Annotated in this window: 21 protein-coding genes and 6 tRNA genes; 2 read left to right on the top strand and 25 right to left on the bottom strand. The window is 67.4% G+C overall.

The window, feature by feature from the left end; genetic code table 11:
* Positions 1-29: 29 nt before the first annotated feature.
* The 11 genes from AC1M14_RS05730 to AC1M14_RS05780 all read right to left on the bottom strand — a co-directional run bounded on the left by AC1M14_RS05730 (position 30) and on the right by AC1M14_RS05780 (position 6370).
* Entirely contained in the window at positions 30-1511 is a 1482-nt protein-coding gene (locus AC1M14_RS05730) for an aldehyde dehydrogenase (protein ID WP_111825677.1), read from the bottom strand.
* A 10-nt stretch (positions 1512-1521) separates the two neighbouring features.
* Positions 1522-2397, bottom strand: coding sequence for a 4-hydroxy-tetrahydrodipicolinate synthase (dapA, locus tag AC1M14_RS05735; protein ID WP_102773719.1), 876 nt, complete (start codon positions 2395-2397; stop codon positions 1522-1524).
* Positions 2398-2472: 75 nt separating this feature from the next.
* Positions 2473-3792 (bottom strand): TRAP transporter large permease, encoded by a 1320-nt coding sequence (locus tag AC1M14_RS05740; RefSeq protein ID WP_479731186.1) that lies wholly within the window; start codon positions 3790-3792, stop codon positions 2473-2475.
* Positions 3792-4307, bottom strand: a complete 516-nt coding sequence (locus tag AC1M14_RS05745; protein ID WP_479731187.1) for a TRAP transporter small permease subunit — start codon at positions 4305-4307, stop codon at positions 3792-3794. Before AC1M14_RS05745 ends, AC1M14_RS05740 begins: the two co-directional genes overlap by 1 nt.
* A gap of 21 nt (positions 4308-4328) precedes the next feature.
* Positions 4329-5384: a TRAP transporter substrate-binding protein DctP gene (dctP, locus tag AC1M14_RS05750; RefSeq protein ID WP_102773716.1), complete on the bottom strand. Its 1056-nt coding sequence runs from the start codon at positions 5382-5384 to the stop codon at positions 4329-4331.
* A gap of 211 nt (positions 5385-5595) precedes the next feature.
* Positions 5596-5672, bottom strand: a tRNA-Asp gene (locus AC1M14_RS05755).
* 72 nt (positions 5673-5744) lie between these two features.
* Positions 5745-5820 (bottom strand) — tRNA-Glu (locus AC1M14_RS05760).
* A gap of 51 nt (positions 5821-5871) precedes the next feature.
* Positions 5872-5947 (bottom strand) — tRNA-Ala (locus tag AC1M14_RS05765).
* Between the two features lie 104 nt (positions 5948-6051).
* Positions 6052-6128 (bottom strand) — tRNA-Asp (locus AC1M14_RS05770).
* 65 nt (positions 6129-6193) lie between these two features.
* A tRNA-Glu gene (locus AC1M14_RS05775) sits at positions 6194-6269 on the bottom strand.
* Between the two features lie 25 nt (positions 6270-6294).
* Positions 6295-6370 (bottom strand) — tRNA-Ala (locus tag AC1M14_RS05780).
* 382 nt (positions 6371-6752) lie between these two features.
* On the opposite strand from AC1M14_RS05780, the gene AC1M14_RS05785 reads away from it, so the two are divergent.
* Positions 6753-7760 (top strand): aldo/keto reductase, encoded by a 1008-nt coding sequence (locus tag AC1M14_RS05785; protein ID WP_168202206.1) that lies wholly within the window; start codon positions 6753-6755, stop codon positions 7758-7760.
* 12 nt (positions 7761-7772) lie between these two features.
* On the opposite strand, the gene lnt is transcribed toward AC1M14_RS05785, so the two are convergent.
* From lnt to miaB, 5 genes are all read right to left on the bottom strand, one after another.
* Entirely contained in the window at positions 7773-9401 is a 1629-nt protein-coding gene (lnt, locus tag AC1M14_RS05790; protein WP_479731188.1) for an apolipoprotein N-acyltransferase, read from the bottom strand.
* Positions 9398-10288, bottom strand: coding sequence for an HlyC/CorC family transporter (locus tag AC1M14_RS05795; protein WP_102773714.1), 891 nt, complete (start codon positions 10286-10288; stop codon positions 9398-9400). The genes lnt and AC1M14_RS05795 overlap by 4 nt, the downstream gene beginning before the upstream one ends.
* 154 nt (positions 10289-10442) lie before the next feature.
* Complete coding sequence (gene ybeY / locus AC1M14_RS05800; RefSeq protein ID WP_168202167.1) at positions 10443-10931, bottom strand: rRNA maturation RNase YbeY; 489 nt, start codon at positions 10929-10931, stop codon at positions 10443-10445.
* Between the two features lie 3 nt (positions 10932-10934).
* Positions 10935-11960, bottom strand: a complete 1026-nt coding sequence (locus AC1M14_RS05805) for a PhoH family protein (RefSeq protein ID WP_102773713.1) — start codon at positions 11958-11960, stop codon at positions 10935-10937.
* The gene (gene miaB / locus AC1M14_RS05810) at positions 11957-13390 is read right to left on the bottom strand and encodes a tRNA (N6-isopentenyl adenosine(37)-C2)-methylthiotransferase MiaB (RefSeq protein WP_102773712.1); all 1434 of its coding nucleotides are present in this window, start codon (positions 13388-13390) and stop codon (positions 11957-11959) included. The genes AC1M14_RS05805 and miaB overlap by 4 nt, the downstream gene beginning before the upstream one ends.
* 172 nt (positions 13391-13562) lie before the next feature.
* Here miaB and AC1M14_RS05815 point away from each other — a divergent pair, with 172 nt between their 5' ends.
* Positions 13563-14345: a phosphatase PAP2 family protein gene (locus AC1M14_RS05815; RefSeq protein WP_479731189.1), complete on the top strand. Its 783-nt coding sequence runs from the start codon at positions 13563-13565 to the stop codon at positions 14343-14345.
* A gap of 17 nt (positions 14346-14362) precedes the next feature.
* Here AC1M14_RS05815 and AC1M14_RS05820 read toward each other — a convergent pair whose 3' ends face one another.
* From AC1M14_RS05820 to yajC, 9 genes are all read right to left on the bottom strand, one after another.
* Positions 14363-15073, bottom strand: a complete 711-nt coding sequence (locus AC1M14_RS05820) for an alanyl-tRNA editing protein (RefSeq protein WP_479731190.1) — start codon at positions 15071-15073, stop codon at positions 14363-14365.
* A gap of 48 nt (positions 15074-15121) precedes the next feature.
* On the bottom strand, positions 15122-15799 hold the full coding sequence (locus tag AC1M14_RS05825) for a VOC family protein (RefSeq protein WP_111825669.1): 678 nt from the start codon (positions 15797-15799) through the stop codon (positions 15122-15124).
* A gap of 29 nt (positions 15800-15828) precedes the next feature.
* Positions 15829-16431 (bottom strand): ATP-dependent Clp protease proteolytic subunit, encoded by a 603-nt coding sequence (locus AC1M14_RS05830; RefSeq protein WP_102773708.1) that lies wholly within the window; start codon positions 16429-16431, stop codon positions 15829-15831.
* Between the two features lie 33 nt (positions 16432-16464).
* The gene (locus AC1M14_RS05835; RefSeq protein ID WP_102773707.1) at positions 16465-16809 is read right to left on the bottom strand and encodes an SRPBCC family protein; all 345 of its coding nucleotides are present in this window, start codon (positions 16807-16809) and stop codon (positions 16465-16467) included.
* Positions 16806-17120, bottom strand: coding sequence for an ArsR/SmtB family transcription factor (locus AC1M14_RS05840; RefSeq protein ID WP_102773706.1), 315 nt, complete (start codon positions 17118-17120; stop codon positions 16806-16808). The genes AC1M14_RS05835 and AC1M14_RS05840 overlap by 4 nt, the downstream gene beginning before the upstream one ends.
* Positions 17121-17163: 43 nt before the next feature.
* The gene (locus AC1M14_RS05845; RefSeq protein WP_479731191.1) at positions 17164-18084 is read right to left on the bottom strand and encodes a CAAX protease; all 921 of its coding nucleotides are present in this window, start codon (positions 18082-18084) and stop codon (positions 17164-17166) included.
* A gap of 258 nt (positions 18085-18342) precedes the next feature.
* Positions 18343-19272, bottom strand: a complete 930-nt coding sequence (secF, locus tag AC1M14_RS05850) for a protein translocase subunit SecF (RefSeq protein WP_102773705.1) — start codon at positions 19270-19272, stop codon at positions 18343-18345.
* 51 nt (positions 19273-19323) lie between these two features.
* Entirely contained in the window at positions 19324-21204 is a 1881-nt protein-coding gene (secD, locus tag AC1M14_RS05855; protein ID WP_102773704.1) for a protein translocase subunit SecD, read from the bottom strand.
* A 106-nt stretch (positions 21205-21310) separates the two neighbouring features.
* Positions 21311-21655, bottom strand: a complete 345-nt coding sequence (yajC, locus tag AC1M14_RS05860; protein WP_102773703.1) for a preprotein translocase subunit YajC — start codon at positions 21653-21655, stop codon at positions 21311-21313.
* Positions 21656-21667: the final 12 nt, after the last annotated feature.

Here is a 21667-nt window from a genome sequence, read left to right on the forward strand (position 1 = left end):
CGGGCGGCCACCGGGGCCCCCGGCGCCGCTCAGTTGACGTACCAGATGGTCTTGACCTGCTGGTACTGGTCCAGCGCTTCCAGGCCGTTGTCGCGGCCGCCGAAGCCGGACTGCTTGTAGCCGCCGAAGGGCGTGGTGATGTCGCCTTCGGAGAAGCCGTTGATGGACACCGTGCCGGCCTGGATGGCCCGCGCCACGCGTTGCGCGCGGCGCACGTCGCGGGTGTAGAGCGAGGCCGCCAGGCCGTAGTGGCTGTCGTTGGCCAGCTCGATGGCCTCGGCCTCGGTCTCGAAGGTCGTGACGGCCAGGATGGGGCCGAACACCTCTTCCTGGAACAGCCGCGAGTCCGCCGCCACGGCGTCGAACACCGTCGGCTCGATGTACCAGCCGCTGCCCAGTTCCGCGTGGATGCGCCCGCCGTGCGCCAGGCGCGCGCCCTGCGCCGCGGCGCCTTCGAGGAAACCGCGCACCTTGTCGAAATGCGCGCGCTCGATCATGGGGCCGATCTTGACCTCGGGATCGGTGGGCAGGCCCACCTTCCATTCCGACAGGCGCTGGCGCAGCCGTTCGAGCAGGGCGTCCTTGATGCCGGCCTGGACGATCAGGCGCGAGCCGCAGCTGCAGTTCTCGCCCATGTTCCAGAAGGCGGCCGCCAGCACGTGGTCGGCCAGGCCGTCAAGGTCGGCGTCCTCGAAAATCACCTGCGGGCTTTTGCCGCCGCACTCCAGCACAATTTCCTTCAGGTTGCTCTCGGCCGAGTACTTGAGGAAGTAGCGCCCCACCTCCGTGGAGCCCGTGAACGAGACCACGTCCACGTCCATGTGGCGGCCGAGCGCCTGGCCCACCTCTTCGCCCAGGCCGGTGACCAGGATCAGCGCGCCGGCCGGAATGCCGGCCTGGTGGGCCAGCTGGGTCATGCGGTAGGCGCTCAGCGAAGTCAGCTCGGCCGGCTTGACGATCACCGAGTTGCCGGCGGCCAGCGCCGGCGCCACTTTCCAGGCGTACATCTGCGCCGGGAAGTTCCACGGCAGCACCGCGCCCACCACGCCGATGGGTTCTTTCACGATCAGGCCCAGCGCCTCGGAGCCGGTCGGCGAGATGCGGCCGTAGCACTTGTCCACGGCTTCGGCGTACCAGCGGAACGTGTCCAGCGTGGCCGGCAGGTCGGTGTTCAGGCATTCGGTGATGGGCTTGCCGGCGTCGATGCAGTCCAGCGCCGCCAGCTCTTCGGCGTGCTCGGTCAGCAGGTCGGCCCAGGCCAGCATGACGCGCTTGCGCTCGGCCGGCGCCAGGCCCGACCATTCGCCGGACTTGAAGCTGGCGCGCGCGGCGCGCACGGCCAGGTCCACGTCGGCCGCGGTTCCGGCCTCGATCGCGCCGATCACGCTGTTGTCGATGGGCGTGGTGTTCTCCAGGCGGGCGCCGGGGGCGGCGTGGCCGGGAATCAGGTGGCCCGCCCAAAGCTGGCCGGCGCGGGCCTGCTCGAATATCCGCTCTTTGGTTTGAGGCATGGCTCGCTCCTTATCCCTGGTAGGCGTCGAGCATCGCGATGAACGCGCGCTCGTCCTCGGCCGACAGCGGCGCCAGCGGCAGGCGCACCGTGCCGGCGTCCACGCCGTGGCGGCGGCAGCCGAGCTTGGCCTTCTGGTTGTAGTCGCCCGATTCCATGGCCTGGATCACGGGGTACATGCCGCTCATCAGGCGGCGCACTTCGTCCCAGCGCTGTTCGCCGGCGGCCTTGACCATGGCGGCCTGCTCGGCCGGGAACACGTTGGCGCCGCCGCTGATCCAGCTGCGCACGCCCCAGAACAGGAAGTCGGCGGCCATGTCGTCGGACCCGCTGACGATCTGGAAGTCCGGGATGCGGGCCTGGATCAGGGCCAGCGCGCGGTTGAAGTTGCCGCTGCTTTCCTTGATGCCGACGATGTTGGGGATGCGGGCCAGCTCGGTGATGGTTTCGACCGCGATCTGCACGCCGATGCGCGCCGGGAAGTCGTACAGGATGATGGGCAGCGGCGTGGCGGCGGCCACCGTGCGGAAGTGCGCCAGGATGCCGGCCTGTTCGGGCAGGCTGTACGGCGGCGCGGTCAGCATCAGGCCCTGGTAGCCCAGTTCCTGCGCCTGCCGAGCGTTGCGGATGGCCTGCGGCGTGGACAGCGCGTTGATGCCGGCGATGAGGGTGATGCGCCCGCGCGCGGCCTCGGCGACGGTGCGCAGCACCAGCTCGCGCTCGGCGTCTTCCAGCGCGTAGAACTCGCCGGTCGTGCCGCAGGCCACGATGCCGGCCACGCCCGCTTCCACGAAGCGATCCACCAGCTGCCGCAGGGCGTCGGCGTTGACGCCGCCGTCCGCGCCGAACGGCGTCACGATGGGTACCAGGACTCCTTCGATATTCATAACTCTTCCTAATGCAAAAAAGGACCCGTATTAGCGGGAGAAAGCCGGGCCGCGCGGGCCCGTCAGCCAGATGGTTCAGAACCCCACGATGCGCTGCGGCAGCCAGGTCGCCAGGACCGGGAACAGCGCCACCAGGGCCAGCGTCAAGAACTGCACCAGGATGAAGGGGATCACCCCCCGGCATACCTGGCCGTACTTCATGTCGGGCGGGGCGATCGACAGCAGGTAGAAGATCGACGAGGCCATAGGCGGCGTCAGGTAGCTGGTCTGGATCACGATGATCACCAGCGTGCCGAACCAGATCGGGTCCACGCCCGCGGCCGTCAGCACCGGCAGGAACAGCGGCACGCAGATCAGCACGTTGGCGGTCCAGTCCAGCACGAAGCCCAGCAGGAACACGATGACCAGGAACAGCACCAGCGTGCCGTTCACGCCCAGGCCCAGGTCCGCGGTCAGGCCCTGGATCAGGCGCGAGCCGCCGTTGGCCGCGAAGATGCCGGTGAACATGATGCCGCCGGCCACGATCAGCAGGATCATGGCCGAGATCCGCACCGTGATCGCCAGTGACTCGCGCAGCATCGGGATGCTGAACTGGCCGTAGCAGATGCACAGGACCAGGGCGCCGATCGCGCCGACGGCGGCGGCCTCGGTCGGCGAGGCGATGCCGGCCATCAGCGAGCCCAGCACCGCGAAGATCAGCAGCATCGTGGGCACCAGCCCGCTCAGCGTGATGCGCAGCTTGTCGGCCAGCGGCAGGCGCATGTCCTCGGCGTCGGCGGGCGGGCCTTTCTTCGGATTGAGCACGCACACGCCGATGATGTACAGGATGAATAGGCCCACCATGATGAGGCCGGGAAACAGCATGGCCGCGAACAGTTCGCCCACCGAGATCTGGGCCAGCGAGGCGTACACCACGGCCACCACCGAGGGCGGAATCATGGTGCCCAGCGAGCCGCCGGCGCAGATCGTGCCGGCGATCAGCGAGTTGTCATAGCGAAAGCGCTGCATCGCCGGAATCGCCATCAGGCCCACCATGACCTCGACCGCGCCGACCACGCCGGCCGCGGCCGCGAAGGTCGCGCCCATGGCGATGGTGGCCACGGCCAGGCCGCCGGGCAGGCGTCCCAGCCACAGCTGCATGGTGCGGAACAGGCGCGCGGCGATCCCCGAGCGTTCCAGGATCGCGCCCATCAGCACGAACATCGGAATCGCCGACAGGACGTAGTTGGTGGCGGCGGAATACAGCCCGCCGTAGAGCTGGTTGAAAACGTTTCCGCCAAAGGCGAACCAGCCGCCGACGATGGCGGGAATGAACAGCGCGAGGGAAACCGGGATGCCCAGGAAAATCAGCAGGAACATCCCGGGGAACATCAGGGCGGCGACAGTCGGATTCATCAATGTTCCTTCGTGGCCGATGCGCGCTGGCCCGCGAAGGCGCGCAGTCCTTCGGCCGCGAGTTGCAGGGTCATCGCGATCAGGCCGATCGCGATCAGCAGATAGAAAGGCCACATCAACGGCGCCCAGGGGCTGACCGTCTCGACCTCCTGGCGCACCCAGGCGCGCCAGGAGTGCGACAGCGCGATCCAGGACAGCACGCCGAAAAACGGCGCCAGGATCAGCAGGTAGGCGACGCCCTGGACCGCGTCGTTGACGCGCGCCGGCAGGCGGTTGCGCAGCACGTCGATGCGGATGTGGCCGTCTTCGCGCAGCACATAGGCCATGCCCAGCAGGAACACCGCGCCGTTGCTCATGTAAGCGATGTCGAACGCCCACGCGGTGGGCGCGTCGAACACGTAGCGCGCGAAGACTTCGTAAACCATCGACAGGGTCAGCACCGCCGCCGCCAGGCTGGCCAGCAGGGACGCGAACCGGGATACGCCATTGGCGAACCGGGCCAGGACATCGAGCATGATCGCCTTCCTCACCGTGCGTCAGTTGCGGACCAGATAGCCGCTCTCGGCCTTCCAGCGCTCGTGATAGGCCTGGTAGTCGGCCAGCACCTCGGCCATCTCAGGCTTGCCGGCGGCCTTGCGGGCCTCGGCCGTCTTGCGCATCCAGTCGTTGCCGGCGTCGGACAGCTGCTTCACGAATTCGGGGGCCAGCGTGATGATCTCGTTGCGGCCGCTGCGGTATTTCGCCATGGCCTTCATGTCGGCGTCGTAGAAGTAGTCCAGGCTCTGCTGCGTGGTGAGTTCGGCGGCCGCCTCGATCAGCGGCTTGAGGTCGGCCGGCACCTTGTCCCAGGTTTCCTTCTTCACCACCACTTCCCACATGAAAGTGGGCTGGTGCACGCCCGGCACCACGATGTACTTGGCGGCCTGGTGAAAGCCCTCGGGCATGTTGGCCGACGGCGGCGCCCACTCCACGGCGTCCACGCCCTTGCGCTGCAGCAGCGTATAGGTCTCGCCCGGCGGCACCACGGTCGGTACCGCGCCGAAGTAGTCGCGCATCACTTCGGCCCAGGGGCCGGAGGTGCGGTACTTCAGGTTCTTCAGGTCCTCGGCGTTGCGGATGGGCTTGTTGGCGTGCGCCATGATCTCGGAGGAGCCGATGCCCACGATCATGGTCTTCAGGCCCTGGCCGGCGCGCAGCTTTTCCAGCCGCTGCTTGCCGCCGCCCTCGTACAGCCAGGCCTTGTAGGCGTCGGGGCCCATGCCGCCCGGAAAGCCCGAGAAGATGGCGTTTTCCGGATTCTGGTTGACCAGGTAGCTGGAGGTGGAATGGCCGGCCTCGACCACGCCGTCCTGCACCGCGTCGAACACTTTCAGCGCCGGCACGATCACGCCCGCGCCGAAGGGCTGGATCTCCACGCGCCCGCCGGTCAGGGTCTTGGCGTTGGCGGCGAAACGTTCCAGGAAATTCTTGTAGAAGGGCGAGCCTTCCGGAACCGAGGTCGGCACTCGCCAGGTGACGTCCGCCGCGGCGGCGGAACCGGCGGCGCATGCCGAAATGACGGCGGCGGCCAGGGCGCGGGTCAGTGTTTTCATGGTTTCCCCTTGTGGATGTGGAAATCGGAGCGGTGATTTGCGGCACAGTCTAATATCCATTAAATATATCAACAACATATTTAAGGGTAAGTCCTAGGCGGCTGGCGTCGCAGGCAGGCAGGGGAAGGGGGGAGGGGAAGGGCGCAATCAGGCTGGCGCCGAAATGACAAAAGCCCTGTAAGCAAGGGCTTACAGGGCTTTCCTGAATTCTTGGCGGAGCGGACGGGGCTCGAACCCGCGACCCCCGGCGTGACAGGCCGGTATTCTAACCAACTGAACTACCGCTCCGCAGCGGTGTGCTTGACGACTTTCATCGCTGCGGTGTCAAGGCAGCGGTACTGCAAAATAGGGCCAGCGAACTGGCGTCCCCTAGGGGATTCGAACCCCTGTACTCACCGTGAAAGGGTGATGTCCTAGGCCTCTAGACGAAGGGGACTTGGACTGCGTATCGCACGAACTGCTGCGATATTACTACCGTACTACTTACTGGTGGAGGTAAGCGGGATCGAACCGCTGACCTCTTGCATGCCATGCAAGCGCTCTCCCAGCTGAGCTATACCCCCCAGGTTACCTTGTTGCCACAGACTGCCGGCAACCAGGCCTTACACCCTAAAAAGCAAAAAGCCCCGAATACGGAGCTTTTGAAAGATCCCGTTCAAGGAGCTTTTGGCGGAGCGGACGGGACTCGAACCCGCGACCCCCGGCGTGACAGGCCGGTATTCTAACCAACTGAACTACCGCTCCGCAGCGGCTTACTCAAACTAGATCACTTCAACTGCATCTAGGTACTGCATTTACTACCAGCGAACTGGCGTCCCCTAGGGGATTCGAACCCCTGTACTCACCGTGAAAGGGTGATGTCCTAGGCCTCTAGACGAAGGGGACTTGGACTGCTTTCTTCGCTTTGGACTGGTGGAGGTAAGCGGGATCGAACCGCTGACCTCTTGCATGCCATGCAAGCGCTCTCCCAGCTGAGCTATACCCCCGTTTTCTAATCAATTCCGACTGGCTTTTAAGTGTTGCGTCTGCTTCACTTTTCTGCTCGTCACCGGTTTTGTTTAGTGCCGTTGGCGAAGAAACGAGATTATGCACGAACTAAATTTTGCGTGCAAGTCGGTTTGCGGCAAAAAACAAAAAAGTTGTGAAAAAGTGGGGGCGGCGGCGGACCGTCGAGTGACGGTTGCGTATTTGTTGGGCAGCCCGGGAAAGTCTTTTCCAAGCCAAGTCCAGGAAAATCAAGGGCTTGCGGGAATATCATCGCAATAGCGAAAATTTTGCCGTTTTGCCACACTTGGCCGACGGCATCGATCAGGACGGAACGCGATGAGCAGGACTTCTTTTCCCACGCGCCCGCTGGGCAGCACCGGCATGGCGATCACCCGCATCGGCCTGGGCGCCTGGGCCATCGGCGGCAACGGCTGGGCGGTGGGCTGGGGCCCGCAGGACGATGCCGATTCCATCGCCGCGATCCGCAGGGCCGTGGAGCGCGGCATCAACTGGATCGACACCGCGGCGGTGTACGGCCTGGGCCATTCCGAAGAAATCGTGCGCCGCGCGCTGGCGCAGATGCCGGCAGCGGAACGGCCGTACGTATTCACCAAGTGCGGCCTGACCTGGTCCGCCGAGCAGCCGCAGGCCATGCCGCGGCGCACCGGCGCGCCGGCCAGCATCCGGCGCGAACTGGAGGACTCGCTGCGCCGTCTGGGGGTGGAGCGCATCGACCTCTACCAGATGCACTGGCCGGCGGGCGACGGCACGCCGCTGGAGGCGTACTGGCAGGAGCTGCTGGACCTCAAGCGCGAGGGCAAGGTGCGGGCGGTGGGACTGTCGAACCACAATCTCGCGCAACTGCAGCACGCCGAGGCGCTGGGCCACGTGGACACGCTGCAGCCGCCGTTCTCGGCCATCCAGCGCGGCGCCGGCGGCGACCTGATTCCCTGGTGCGCGCGCAACGGCACCGGCGTCATCGTCTACAGCCCGATGCAGTCCGGCCTGCTGACCGGGCGCTTCAGCCTGGAGCGCGCCCGCGCGCTGCCGGCCGACGACTGGCGCGCGCGCAACGCGGAATTCGCCACGCCCAACATCGAGCGCAACCTGGCGCTGGCCGAGGCCTTCAAGCCGGTCGCCGAGCGCCACGGCGCGACCGTCGCCGCGGTGGCGGCGGGCTGGACGCTGGCCTGGCCGGGCGTGACCGGGGCCATCGTGGGCGCGCGCAGCGCGGCGCAGGTGGACGGGCTGCTGGGTGCCGCGGAGCTGGAACTGGACAGCGAGGACATGGACGCCATCGCCGAGGCGATCGAGCGCAGCGGCGCGGGCTTCGGCCCGCTGCGCCCGCCCGAAGAGAACGGCGCGCTGCCGGATTATCTGTTCGCCTGAGCGCGCGTACGTTTACGCGCGGCGGCTCTTGCGGCCGCTGCCCACGGCCGCGATCAGCGCCAGCCCGATCAGGGCCAGCGCGGTCTTGTCGCCGAAGCGGGCGTAGGGCGTCAGGCCCGTCATGCCCTGCACGGACACCGGCAGCACGCCGGCCTGCAGCGGCGCAAGCTGCGCCGCCACGCGGCCCTTGGCGTCGATGGCGGCGGTGATGCCGGTATTGGTCGAGGTCAGCATGGGCCGCGCCGTTTCGATGGTGCGCAGGCGGCCGATCTGCAGGTGCTGGCGCAGCGCCCAGGTGTCGCCGAACCAGCCCAGGTTGCTGACGTTCACCAGGATGGTGGCGCCCGGTTCGCCGTTGGGGCCGGGCTGCAGCGCGGGCAGCAGGTCGGGGCCGAACAGGTCTTCGTAGCAGATGTTGAACGCGATGTGCTGGCCGCCCACGGCGAACGGCGCCTGGCGCCGCGCGCCGCGGTCGAAGTCGCCCAGCGGAATGTTCAGCATGTCGACGAACCAGTGAAAGCCCGGCGGCACGTATTCGCCCCAGGGCACCAGATGGCGCTTGTCGTAGCGCATCGCGGTGGCGCCGGCCACCAGGTGCTCCACCGGCGTATTGCCGTCGAAGCCCATGACGCTGTTGGTGTAGCGGTCGCGCCCGTCCACGCGGTCGTGCAGCGGCACGCCCATGGCGATGACGGTATTGCGCTGCGCGGCCACGCCGCGCCAGGCGTCCCAGACGCGCGGATCGAGCTGGTCCTGGAAAACGGGCAGCACGGTCTCCGGCAGGATGACCAGCTGCGGATCGGGCACGCCGGGCGCCGGCGGCATGGCCGCCAGGTCCAGGTGGCGCGCCAGGCTTTGTTCCAGCAGCGCCGGGTCGAATTTCTGCGATTGCTCGATATTGCCCTGGACCAGCCGCACGTTGAGCGGCTCGCCCGCGGGCGCCGACCAGTCGATGCGCGACAGCGGCCAGCCGGCCGCGGCCAGCGCCAGCGCGATGCCGGCGGCCAGCGCGTGGCGCGAGCCCTGCCGCGATTTTTTCGAGGGCTGCCACAGGCTGGCGAGCGCGGCGGCGGCGAAGGCGGAAATGAACGCCATGCCGTGCACGCCCAGCAGCGGCGCCCAGCCGGCGATGGGGCCGTCGACCTGGGCGTAGCCGATGTTCAGCCACGGAAAGCCCGTCAGCAGCACGGCGCGCAGCCATTCGAACGCCGCCCACATCGCGGCCCAGGCCAGGGTCGCCGACAGGATGCGCGCGGGCGCGGCGTCCGGCGCCAGCGGCGCGTAGCGGCGCGCCAGCGCGCCGGCGGTGGCCGGAAACAGCGCCAGGAAAGCCGACAGCGCCAGCACCGCCGCCACCGACAGCGGCGCCGACAGGTCGCCGTAGCGGTGCAGGCTGATGAAGATCCAGTACAGCCCCAGCGCGTAAGTGCCGAAGCCGAACAGCCAGCCGCGGCCCCAGGCCTGGCGGGCCGAGGGCGCGTACAGCGTCACGCGCGCGGCGATGGCCAGCATCAGGATCTGGATGCCGGCCAGCGCCCAGTCGGGCAGGGGGCCGGGCGAGAAAGTCAGGGCGTGCACGGCGCCGGCCAATAGCAGGCCGGCGGCGCCGCGCAGGATGCGGCCGCGAGTGGGACTCGTCATGCGTCGGTAGAGGGCAGGGAGGCTGAGGGGGGAGCGTTGCGCTTGACGCGCAGCCAGATGGCGCGGCGCGCGTCGCCGCGCGCCACTTCCAGGCGCAGGCCGTCGAATTCGGCGGTGTCGCCGCGGCGCGGGATGCGGCCGAGCTGGCCGCCCATCCAGCCGCCGACGCTGTCGTACTCGTCGTCGGGCAGCTGGCAGCCGAACACTTCGTTGAAATGCGAGATATCGGTGGCGGCCAGGACGCGCCACTGGTTCTCGCCTTCCGGGAAGATGGAGTCTTCCTCGGTTTCGTCGAATTCGTCTTCGATGTCGCCGACGATCTGTTCCAGCACGTCTTCCATCGTGACCAGGCCGGAGATGCCGCCGTGCTCGTCGATGACGATGGCCTGGTGGTTGCGGCTGGCGCGGAACTCGTGCAGCAGCACGTTCAGGCGCTTGGATTCCGGAATGAACACGGCCGGGCGCACCAGCGTGCGCACTTCGATGCCGGGTTCCAGCATGCAGCGCAGCAGGTCCTTGGCCAGCAGGATGCCGATGATGTTGTCGCGGTCGCCTTCGTAGACGGGGAAGCGCGAGTGCGCGGTCTCGATGACCGAGGCGACCAGATGGGCGAGGGGCTGGGTGACGTCGAGCAGGTCCATGCGCGAGCGCGGGACCATGATGTCGCCGACGGTGCCTTCGGACACGGCCAGCGCGCCCTTGATCATTTTGTAGGACTCGGCATCGAGCAGTTCACGCTCGTGCGCGGCTTCCAGGACGGCCTTGATGCCTTCGCGGTCCTCGGGCTCGCGGCGCACGAGGGAAAGCAGGCGGTCTAGAAGGGATTTGGTGGCGGGTTTGGTAGAGCGAGCAGGCGTCGCTTCAGGAGCAGGGTAAGGGTCAGACATCGTCCGGGAGGACAGGTTGCGGAACGGCCAGCATAACCGAAACTGGCTTCCAATTTGTAACGCGGTGGTCCGAAATGCGCGGAACCCCCGCCATCTGCGCCTTGCTGCACGCCATTTTTCGGCAATTTCTCAGGGTTGTCCCGAGGGGCCGTTTTCAGGACTCAAGGTAGGGGTCGGCGATGCCCATGGCGGCCAGCGTGGCGGTTTCCAGCGCTTCCATGCGCTTGGCCTCGCGGGCCTTGATGTGGTCGTAGCCCAGCGCGTGCAGCACGCCGTGGACGGTCAGGTGGGCGGCGTGGTCCAGCAGCTGCTTGCGCTGTTCGCGGGCCTCGCGCACCAGCACCGGCACGCACATGACGATGTCGCCGCGGGCCACGCCCAGCGGGTCCACGCCGTACTCGAAGGTGAGCACGTTGGTGGCGTAGTCGCGCCCGCGGAAATCGCGGTTCAGGCGCCGGCCCTCGGCCGCGCCGACCAGGCGCAGGCTGAGCTCGGCGGCCGAGAATTCCACCAGGCCGTCGCCGGCCGCGCCGGCCAGCGCGCGTTCGGCCCAGCGGCGCAGGCGCCAGCGCGGCAGCCGGTCTTCCTGCACGCCGTACTGCACCGACAGCGACAGTCCGGGCTTCGCGGGATCACTGTGCACGGGTCACTCCTCGCTTTCCGCCGCGCGGTCGTAGGCGTCGACGATGCGCGCGACCAGCGGATGGCGCACCACGTCCCGGCTGGTGAAGCGGGTGGTGGCGATGCCCTGCACGTCGTGCAGCACCTTGACCGCGTGCGCCAGGCCGCTGTCCTGGCCGCGCGGCAGGTCCACCTGGGACGGATCGCCGGTGATGACGGCCTTGCTGCCGAAACCGATGCGGGTCAGGAACATCTTCATCTGTTCCGGCGTGGTGTTCTGCGCCTCGTCCAGGATGACGAAGGCGTGGTTCAGCGTGCGTCCGCGCATATAGGCCAGCGGCGCGATTTCGATGGTCTGCTTTTCGAACAGGCGCTGCACCTTCTCGAAGCCCATCAGGTCGTAGAGCGCGTCATACAGCGGCCGCAGGTACGGATCGACCTTCTGCGCCAGGTCGCCGGGCAGAAAGCCCAGGCGCTCGCCGGCCTCGACCGCCGGGCGCGTCAGCACCAGGCGCTGCACGGTGTCGCGCTCCATCGCGTCGATGGCGCAGGCCACCGCCAGCCAGGTCTTGCCGGTGCCGGCCGGGCCGACGCCGAAGGTGATGTCGTGCTTGAGGATGTTGTTGAGGTAGTCGCGCTGGCGCGGCGTGCGCGGACGCAGGTCGCTGCGCTTGGTGCGCAGCGCGATGCCGTCGCTTTCGTCGTCCAGCGGCGGCAGCGGGTCCAGCGCCTGGGCCTGCTCTTCCTTCAGCTGCGCTTCCTGGCGGCCGACGCCGATCTCGACCAGCCCCAGCTGGATGTCGTCGACCGACAGCGCGCGGTGCACGGCCTGTTCATGGAAGCGGCGCAGGACGCGGGCGGCCAGCTCGGCCAGTTCGCCTTCTATCGTGACGCGGCTGCCGCGGCGCGACAGCTTGACGTTCATGCCGTCGGCCAGCTGCCGCAGGTTTTCGTCCAGCGGGCCGCAGAGGTTGGCCAGATGGGTGTTGTCGCCGTCCAGGACGACGACGGCGGGCATGCTGCGACGGGCGCGGGAGCGGGGTGTGGTCATTCGGCCTCTGGGGAATCGCGGTCCACGTCGGCCACCCGCGCGCGCAGCGAATTGGTGTGCGCTTCGGTGATGATGACGTCGACCATTTGTCCGATGAGCCGCGCGGGAGCGGCGAAGTTGACGATGCGGTTGTTCTCGGTGCGGCCCATCAGTTCGTTGGGGTCGCGCCGCGACGGGCCCTCGACCAGCAGGCGCTGGCGGGTGCCGATCATGTTGCGGGCGATTTCGGCGGCCTGCTGGTTGATCAGCGCCTGCAGGCGCTGCAGGCGGCGCAGCTTGACGTCCTGCGGGGTGTCGTCGTGCAGGTCGGCCGCGGGCGTGCCCGGACGGCGCGAATACACGAACGAGAACGAGGTGTCGAAACCGACGTCCTCGATCAGCTTCATGGTCTTTTCGAAGTCTTCCTCGGTCTCGCCCGGGAAGCCGACGATGAAGTCCGAGGACAGCGTCAGGTTCGGACGGGCGGCGCGCAGGCGGCGCACCACGGACTTGAACTCCAGCGTGGTGTAGCCGCGCTTCATCGCGGCCAGCACGCGGTCGCTGCCGGCCTGCACCGGCAGGTGCAGGAACGACACCAGCTTGGGCAGGCGGGCGTAGGCGTCCACCATGCGCTGGGTCATTTCCTTGGGGTGCGAGGTGGTGTAGCGGATTCGTTCGATGCCGGGAATCTCGTGCACGTATTCCAGCAGCATGGCGAAGTCGGCGATTTCGCCGCTGTCGGCCATGCGCCCGCGGTAGGCGTTGACGTTCTGGCCCAGCAGCGTCACTTCCTTGACGCCCTGGTCGGCCAGGTCGGCCACCTCGACCAGCACGTCCTCGAAGGGACGCGAGACTTCCTCGCCGCGGGTGTAGGGCACCACACAGAAGCTGCAGTACTTGCTGCAGCCTTCCATGATGGACACGAAGGCCGTGGCGCCCTCGACGCGCGGCGGCGGCATGTTGTCGAACTTCTCGATCTCCGGGAAGCTGATGTCCACCTGCGAGCGGCCCTCGGCGCGGCGGCGCTGGATCAGCTCGGGCAGGCGGTGCAGCGTCTGCGGACCGAACACCACATCCACGTAGGGCGCGCGCTTGACGATGGCCTCGCCTTCCTGGCTGGCCACGCAGCCGCCCACGCCGATCACCAGATCCGGGTTGATCTTCTTCAGGTGCTGCACGCGGCCCAGGTCGGAGAACACTTTCTCCTGCGCCTTTTCGCGCACCGAACAGGTGTTGAACAGGATGACGTCGGCTTCTTCCGGGTCGTCGGTCAGCTCCAGCCCCTGGTCGCCGCGCAGCACGTCGGCCATCTTGTCGGAGTCGTACTCGTTCATCTGGCACCCGAAAGTGCGGATGTACAGCTTGCGGGGGGAGCCGCTGCCTGCGGTCATGGGCGCGTCGGCCGCGCCGTCGTGCGCGGCGTTCGCGCGCTTGATGGAGATTTCTTGCATGGTGGTCGCCGTGACGGGTGTAGATCCCGGGGGCAGAAAGAGGGGAAACGCGGAATTTTAACCCTTGCGTGAAATTTGTTTCTTGGAATGCGGCGCAAGGGCCGTTACGATAGCGTGCCCGCCGCCATTCAGGCGGTTGTAACCAATCTCATTCCCCCCGATAGCGGTGCCGATGACCCCCAATCCCCCGATTCCTCCGGTATCCGTCGCCGGGGCCGAAAGCGCCGCCGGCGCGCCCGCGACTGGCAGCTGGCGTAATCCGTTTTCGCCGCTGACCTGGGTGCTGCTGGGCTGCGCGCTGGCGCTGGCCGCCGGCGCCAGCGCCCTGTGGATAGACCTGCCCCTGGCCGTGTGGATCAAGCAGTCGGTGACCGAGAACGTGAACGAATCGTTCGAATGGGTGGGCGAACTGGGCGAAAGCGGCCGCTACATCGGCGTGGCGCTGGCGTTCTACGTGATCGGCCTGATCGGCCTGGCGCGCGGCTGGCGCAATCCCATGCGCATGAGCTATGCCAGCATGGCCCGCGGCAGCCTGCTGATGCTCTCCACCATGGCGGTGGGCGGGCTGGTGGTGCTGGTGCTCAAGCGTTCGGTGGCGCGCGCGCGCCCCGAGCTCTATTTCGAGCAAGGCGTCTACGGGCTGGGCGAATCGTTCTCGCGCTCGCAGCTGTTCAACTCCTTCCCGTCCAGCCACACCTACGCGGCGTTCGCCGTGGCCGTGGTGCTGGGCATCCTGGCGCCGCGCTGGCGCTGGGTCTTCCTGCTGCTGGCCGCGCTGGTGGCCGTCAGCCGGCTGGTCAACCTGGACCACTATCTGTCCGACGTCATGACCGCCGCCGGCATCGCGGTGCTGGTGGGCCACATGCTGGCGCCGCGTGTGCTGGACGGGCGCTACCAATGGCCGCTGCGCGCGCCGTGGCGCTGGTGGCGCAAGAGCCCCGGCCCGCAAGCCTGAGGCCCGGGCGCCCCGGCTCAGGCGAAGTTCACCACCACGCGCCGGTTGCTGCGGCTTTTCTTTTCGATCTTGGTCACGGCCACGGCGCCGATTTCGGCCGTATTGGCCACGTGCGTGCCGCCGCAGGGCTGGCGGTCCACGCCCGGAATCTCGACGATGCGGATGCTGGCGGTGCCGGCCGGCGGCGCCGCGCCCACGGTGCGCACCAGGTCCGGCTCGGCCGCCAGCTGTTCCGGCGTGATGGTGTCGACGCTGACGCCGATGGCGGCGCCGACCAGCGCGTTCAGGCGCTCGGTCAGGTCGGCCTTGTCCAGCGTGGACTCGGGCAGGTCGAAATCGATGCGCGCCGAATCGGGCGAGATATTGCAGCCGGTCACCGGCGCCGGCACCAGCGATCCCAGCAAGTGCAGACAGGTATGCAGGCGCATGAGCCGGTGGCGCCGCGGCCAGTCTATGGCCACCGTCACCCGCTCGCCCACCTGGGGCAGCGCGTCGCCTTGCGGCACGTGCAGGATGCGCTGGCGGTCGTCCGCGTACAGCGTATCGGCCAGCGCCAGCACGCGGCCGTCGGCCAGGGTCAGCGTGCCGCTGTCGCCGGCCTGTCCGCCGCTGCGCGCATAGCAGACGGTCTCGTCGAGTTCGATGCCTTCGGGACCGACCGCGACCACGGTGGCCTCGCACCGGTCCAGGTAGGGGTCTTCGTCGAATCGCTTGCGCGGGGCGGGCATGGATGGATCTCCTCCGGATAGGGTGTCAAAGGGATGCGCAAGAGGCGCTCAGGACAGGGTCCGCAGGCCTTGCGCCGTTGCGATCTGCGCGCTGAGGCGGGGCGGGCCGTCGGCCTGTTCCAGTTCGATGAGGTGGTCCGCGCCCATCCAGGCCAGGCCCTGGCGCAGCAGCCCGGCCTGCGGATGGCTGCCGCTCAGCCGCAGCAGCGCCAGGTCCTGGCGCGGCAGGCTCACGCCGGGGTAGTCCGGCACGTCCCATTGGATCAGCGTGGGCAGCAGGCCGTCGCCCGCGGCAACGCCGGCCTCGCGCCAGGCCGGCAGGCTGCCGTCGTCCGGCACCGTCAGCCGCCAGCGCAGCGCGCCGCGCGTCATGGCGATGGCGGGGGCGAGGCGGTCGGGGTGCTCGGCCTGCATGCGGCTCAGGTCCAGCGGCGCCTCGACCCGGGCGGCCCAGTGGGCCAGGTATGGGCCCTGGGCCAGCCGGGCGCGCACGGCGTCCTGGTCCAGCCCGAACCAGCGCGGCCGCGCCGGCGGCTCGGCCCGCGGGTCGATGGCGATGACTTCCAGGTAGATGCCCTCGGCCATGCCCAGGACCCGGTTGTGGGTGCCCATGCGCGGATGGGCGCCGCCGCCGGCCGGCGAGATGCCGAGACGCTCGGCGACGTAGCGCGTGCCGCTGTCGAGGTCCGCGGCGGCGATGACGAGGTGATCGATGGCGAGTTTCATGATGGGCTATGGTAGCCCAGCATCGCGCCTCAGCCGATTTCGCGCCGCGTCAGGATACGGTCTATCAGTCCCCACTCCAGCGCTTCCTCCGCGCTCATGTAGCGGTCGCGGTCCAGGGTGCGCTCGACCTCTTCGTAGCTGCGCCCGCAGTGCTGCGCGTAGACGCGGATCACGCGGTCCTTGGTGCGCTGCATTTCCTCGGCGTGGATCAGCACGTCCGAGGCCTGGCCCTGGAAGCCGCCCAGCGGCTGGTGCACGTGCAGGCTGGAATTGGCCAGCGCGCAGCGCTCGCCGGGCTGGCCGGCCATGAGCAGGAACGAGCCCATGGAACGGGCGGTGCCCATGCACAGCGTATGCACCGGGGCGGTGATGTACTGCATGGTGTCGTACATGGCCAGGCCGCTGGTGATGACGCCGCCGGGCGAGTTGATGTACAGGTGGATCGGCTTGGTGGGGTTCTCGGATTCCAGGAACAGCAGCTGGGCGCAGACCAGCGCGGCCACCGAGTCGTTGACCTCGCCGTTCAGGAAAATGATGCGCTCGCGCAGCATCCGGGAATAGATGTCGAAGGCCCGTTCGCCGCGGCCCGACTGCTCGACCACCATCGGCACGTATTGCATGACGCCCTGCATGGACTGTCTCCTGTGTTGCGTGGGTTTTCGTTTTCAGGCCGCGCACATGAACGGCGCGGCGTCGTTCGCGGCGATGCGTCCGCGGACGTCCTCCAGCGCATGGATGATCCGCAGCACGGTGCGTCCGTCGCCGGTCGGCTGCAGCTGGAAGGTCACCAGGCTTTCGAGAAAGGGCGGCTCGTTCTCGCGCAGGCGCAAGCGCAGTTCCTCGGCGGGCGTCGCATCGACCGGCTCGGGGCTGGCCAGCGCCTGGCCGGGCAGCCACTGCTCGCGGAATTCGGGGATGCTGATGGCGCGCCAGACCTTCTCGGGCGGCGCGTCCAGCTCGTACTCGAGCACGATGTCCTGGGACGGGTCTTCGGGAGCGGTCGGATTCATTGGTCCATGTCCTTGAGCAGGGCCTTCAGGGCGTCGACGCGGGCCGGCCAGTAGGCGCGGTACTTCGCCAGCCATCCGGCGATGAGCGCCAGGCCGTCGGGGTCGACCTGGTAGTTGACGTAGCGGCCCTGCCGGCTTTCCCGCACCAGCCGGGCCTTGCGCAGCACGGCAAGATGCTGCGACATGGCGGGCTGGCTGATGTCCATGCCCGCGCGCAGCGCGCTGGCGTTCATGCCGCCCGCGGCCAGCTTCTCGAATATCGCGCGCCGCGTCGGATCGGCCAGGGCCTTGAAGATGTCGTTCTCGATCATGTCTATACATTAGCGGATACTTATGTATTGAGCAAGCGGTCTTTCAGGGCAGGGAAATCAGAAACGGCGCTGACGGGCTGTGGCCCAATCGCGCCGCCAAGGTTTCGTTGCGCGCATGGCACCGCGCCACCAGTCCGGCCAGGACATCCATGGATTCAACGCGGTGTACCTGCGCCAGGTGCTGGAACCGTCGAATTTCTTCGACCGTGCAGCTGCGGCGCGCCGCCAGCAGCAGTCCGTAGACTTGCAACAGCCGTAGATTCTCCGGGTGTATCAAGCCCAGCAGCTTTTCGACCACATCGAGCTTTTCATGCAGATGCAGAAGTGCGTCCGCCTCGGTATGGACTCCATATCGTTTCCAGGCTGGTTCGTGGTGGAAGAGCCGATTGCGGAACTCGCGGACCGTGGCTACCAGATCGTGAGCCTGAGCCAGCGTGGCGCCGGCGCGGCGTACTGGCCAAGGGCCACGAAACACGGCTGACAAATGCTTGGGCCAGATCAGCCCACGCCCCATGAATTCCGCATCGAGCAGGTAGCCCCACGTCGAGAATTCCGCCTTCGCCAGAACGTCGGCGTGGCGGGGAGTGATCCGCCCACGCACATGATGGCGGCCGCGCATTTCATTGATGGTCTTGCGGGTGGCTTTGACAAAATTTTCATGCACCGCCTGCACCGCACGAGGCGGCGGCGCGTCCGCCTTGTAGCTACGATATTTCAGCTTCGAGGCCGACCACCAGAAGGCGCCCATGTCCGCGACCAGTGCCTGGTCGATGGCGTTACGCAGGGCGATCTCCACTGAGCTGACCAGCGGATACAAGGCGCTGCATACATGGACATTCCAGAGGTAGGCGCCGATCAGCTCCACGTCATTGGAAGGCCGGAAGACGCGGGCGTAGCTGGCGATGCGTTCATTGCTGATCAGCGCGTCGATCAGTACGGGACGGTATTGCAGGGTGTGAGGCATGGCCGGGCGGTCTCCAGTGTGCTCCAGCCTGTCCTGGATCAGGCTTGACCCGGACGGACAGGCGCGCGTACGATCCAGTACAGGTTGGTGATGGCTTCCAATGGGTGCGCAAGGCGCCTACGACCCATCATGTAAGACCTGATTTCACCCCGGCCTTGAGCCGGGGATTTCATTTCCAGGGACGGAAATGTCACGCGGCGCGCAATAAAAAACCCGCCACGCGGGCGGGTCGTCGGTTGGGGAAGGAACGCGGCGCGCTCAGGCGGCTTCCTCGCCTTCCTTCTTGACCGGCTTGACCAGGTCTTCGCGCTTGACGCCCATCCACATGGCCAGCGCGGCGGCGACGAACACCGACGAGTAGATGCCGAACCAGATGCCGATGGTCAGGGCCATGGCGAAGTAGTGCAGGCTGGGGCCGCCGAAGAACAGCATGGCCAGCACCATCATCTGGGTCGAGCCGTGGGTGATGATGGTGCGCGAGATGGTCTGCGTGATGGCGCTGTTGATGACCTCGTGCACGTCGGCCTTGCGGTACTTGCGGAAGTTCTCGCGGATACGGTCCATGATGACCACGGATTCGTTCACGGAGTAGCCCAGCACCGCCAGCACGCCCGCCAGCACCGACAGCGAGAATTCCCACTGGAAGAAGGCGAAGAAGCCCAGGATGATGACCACGTCGTGCAGGTTGGCGATCACGCCGGCGACGGCGAACTTCCATTCGAAGCGAAAGCCCAGGTACACCATGATGCCGATGACCACGACCAGCAGCGCCATCAGGCCGTTGTGCAGCAGCTCCTGGCCGACCTGCGGGCCGACGAATTCCACCCGCCGCAGTTCGACGCCGGAATCGGCGGCCTTGAGCGCGGCCATGACGGTTTCGCTCTGGGTCGCCGAGGTCTGGCCTTCCTGCAGGGGCAGGCGGATCATGACGTCGCGCGAGGTGCCGAAGTTCTGCACCTGGAAGTCGGTGTAGCCCAGCTTGGAGACCACGCCGCGCACGTTCTCCAGCTGCGCGGTCTGGGCGTAGCTGACTTCCATGACCGTGCCGCCGGTGAATTCGATCGACAGGTGGAAGCCGCGGGTGGCGATGAAGAAGACCGCCGCCACGAAGGTGACGAGGCTGATGATGTTCAGCACCAGCGCGTGGCGCATGAACGGGATGGTGCGGTGAATCCGGAAAAATTCCATTTTTAGCCCTGGCTATTCGGTGGCGGGCGGCATGGCCGCCCGCAAGCATGTTCAGTTGGTCTTCGGCTTCCAGACTTCGCCGATGGAGATGGACGCGAGCTTCTTCTTGCGGCCGTACCAGAGGTTGGCCAGCGCGCGCACGCCCACGACCGACGAGAACATCGAGGTCAGGATGCCCAGGCAATGGACCACCGCGAAACCGCGGATCGGGCCGGAACCGAACGCCAACAGCGCCAGGCCGACGATCAGCGTGGTCAGGTTGGAGTCGAGAATGGTGCCCCATGCGCGCTCGAAACCGTGGTGGATGGCCTGCTGCGGCGAGGCGCCGCCGCGCAGTTCTTCCCGGATGCGCTCGTTGATGAGCACGTTCGAGTCGATGGCCATGCCCAGCGTCAGCGCGATGGCCGCGATGCCCGGCAGGGTCAGGGTGGCCTGCAGCATGGACAGCAGCGCCAGCAGCAGCAGCACGTTCAGCGTCAGGCCGATGGTCGAGAACACCCCGAACAGGTGGTAGTACAGGATGATGAACACGGCGATGGCCAGGAAGCCGTACAGCGTCGAGTGGAAACCCTTGGCGATGTTGTCGGCGCCCAGGCTCGGGCCGATGGTGCGTTCCTCGATGATGGACATGGGCGCGGCCAGCGCGCCGGCGCGCAGCAGCAGCGCGGTGTCGGCGGCCTCTTCGGAGGTCATGCTGCCGGAGATCTGGACCTGGCCGCCGGCGATTTCGCTGCGGATGACCGGGGCCGTGACCACTTCGCCCTTGCCGTTCTCGAACAGCAGGATGGCCATGCGCTTGCCGACGTTGTCGCGGGTCACGTCGCGGAAGATGCGCGCGCCCTTGGAGTCCAGCGTCAGGTGCACGGCGGCCTGCTGGGTCTGCGAATCGCGGCCGGGCTGGGCGTCCTGCAGGTTTTCGCCGGTCAGGATGACCTGGCGGCGCACCAGGATGGGACGGCCGTCGCGGTCGTTGTAGCGTTCCAGGCCGAAGGGCACGGTGCCGCCCAGCAGGGCGGCCTGCGCGGCCGGGGTGTCGTCGACCATGCGGATTTCCAGCGTGGCGGTGCGGCCCAGCAGTTCCTTGGCCTTGGCCACGTCCTGCACGCCGGGCAACTGGACCACGATGCGGTCGCCGCCTTGCTGCTGGATGACCGGCTCGGCCACGCCCAGTTCGTTGATGCGGTTGTGCAGGGTGTTGATGTTCTGCTTGAGCGCGGAGTCCTGCACGCGGGTGACGGCGGCCGGATTCAGGGCGCCCATCAGCAGGGGCTTGCCGTTTTCCTCGCGCTCGGTGAATTCCAGGTCGGGCAGGCGGCTGCGCAGCGTGGAGATGGCGCGGTCGCGGTCATCGTTGTTGGCGAAGGTGGCGGCGATGCCCAGGCCGGAGCGTTCGACGCCGGCCACGTTGACCTTCTGGTCGCGCAGCACCGAGCGCACGTCGGCGGCCAGCGAGTCGTAGCGGGCGGTCAGCGCGCCCTGCATGTCGACCTGCAGCAGGAAGTGCACGCCGCCGCGCAGGTCCAGGCCCAGGTACATGGGCTTGGGCGCGAACCAGCCCAGCGAGCGCATCCAGGCCGGCGAGGCCGGCAGCAGGTTCAGCGCGACCGTGTAGTGGGGATCGTCGGCGACGGTGTTGAGGGAACGGTCGAGCAGGTCGCGGGCCTGCAGCTGCAGGTCGGTGGACGCGAAGCGGGCGCGCACGGTGCCCAGCGTGCCGTTCTGTTCGTAGTAGACCCCTTCGTTAGGGATCTTGGCGTCGGTCAGCACCTGTTCGACCCGGCTCAGCATGGCGTTGTCCACCTTCACGGTGGCCTTGGCGCTGGAGACCTGGACGGCGGGCGACTCGCCGTAGAAATTGGGAAGCGTGTACAGCAGGCCGATGAGGACCGCGATCAGGACCGTAATGTACTTCCAGAGAGGATAGCGGTTCATTGCCGGCTACTTCATGAGAGAGTGATAGAAGGGCCGCCCGGGCGGCGGGCGCGGCGGGCGGCGGGGACCATCGGGCGCAGGAGCCCGGCGGGCCCCTGTGGGACGCTTACAGGGCCTTGATGGTTCCCTTGGGCAGCACGGTCGAGACCGAGGACTTCTGCATGATGACTTCGACCGGCTTGTCGGCCAGTTCCGAGACTTCCACGGTGACGTAGCTGTCGTTGACCTTGGTGACCTTGCCGAGCAGGCCGCCGGCGGTGACGACTTCGTCGCCCTTGGCCAGGGCGGCGAGCAGGTTGCGGTGTTCCTTTTGGCGCTTCATCTGGGGACGGATCATCAGGAAGTAGAGGATCACGAACATCAGGATGATGGGCAGCATGCCCATCAGCGCATTGCCTTCGGGAGCGGCGGCCTGGGCCACGACGAGGCTGGCGGTATCGATAACGGACATTGAATTCTCCTG

The organism is Achromobacter sp. SX5 (assembly GCF_056711425.1).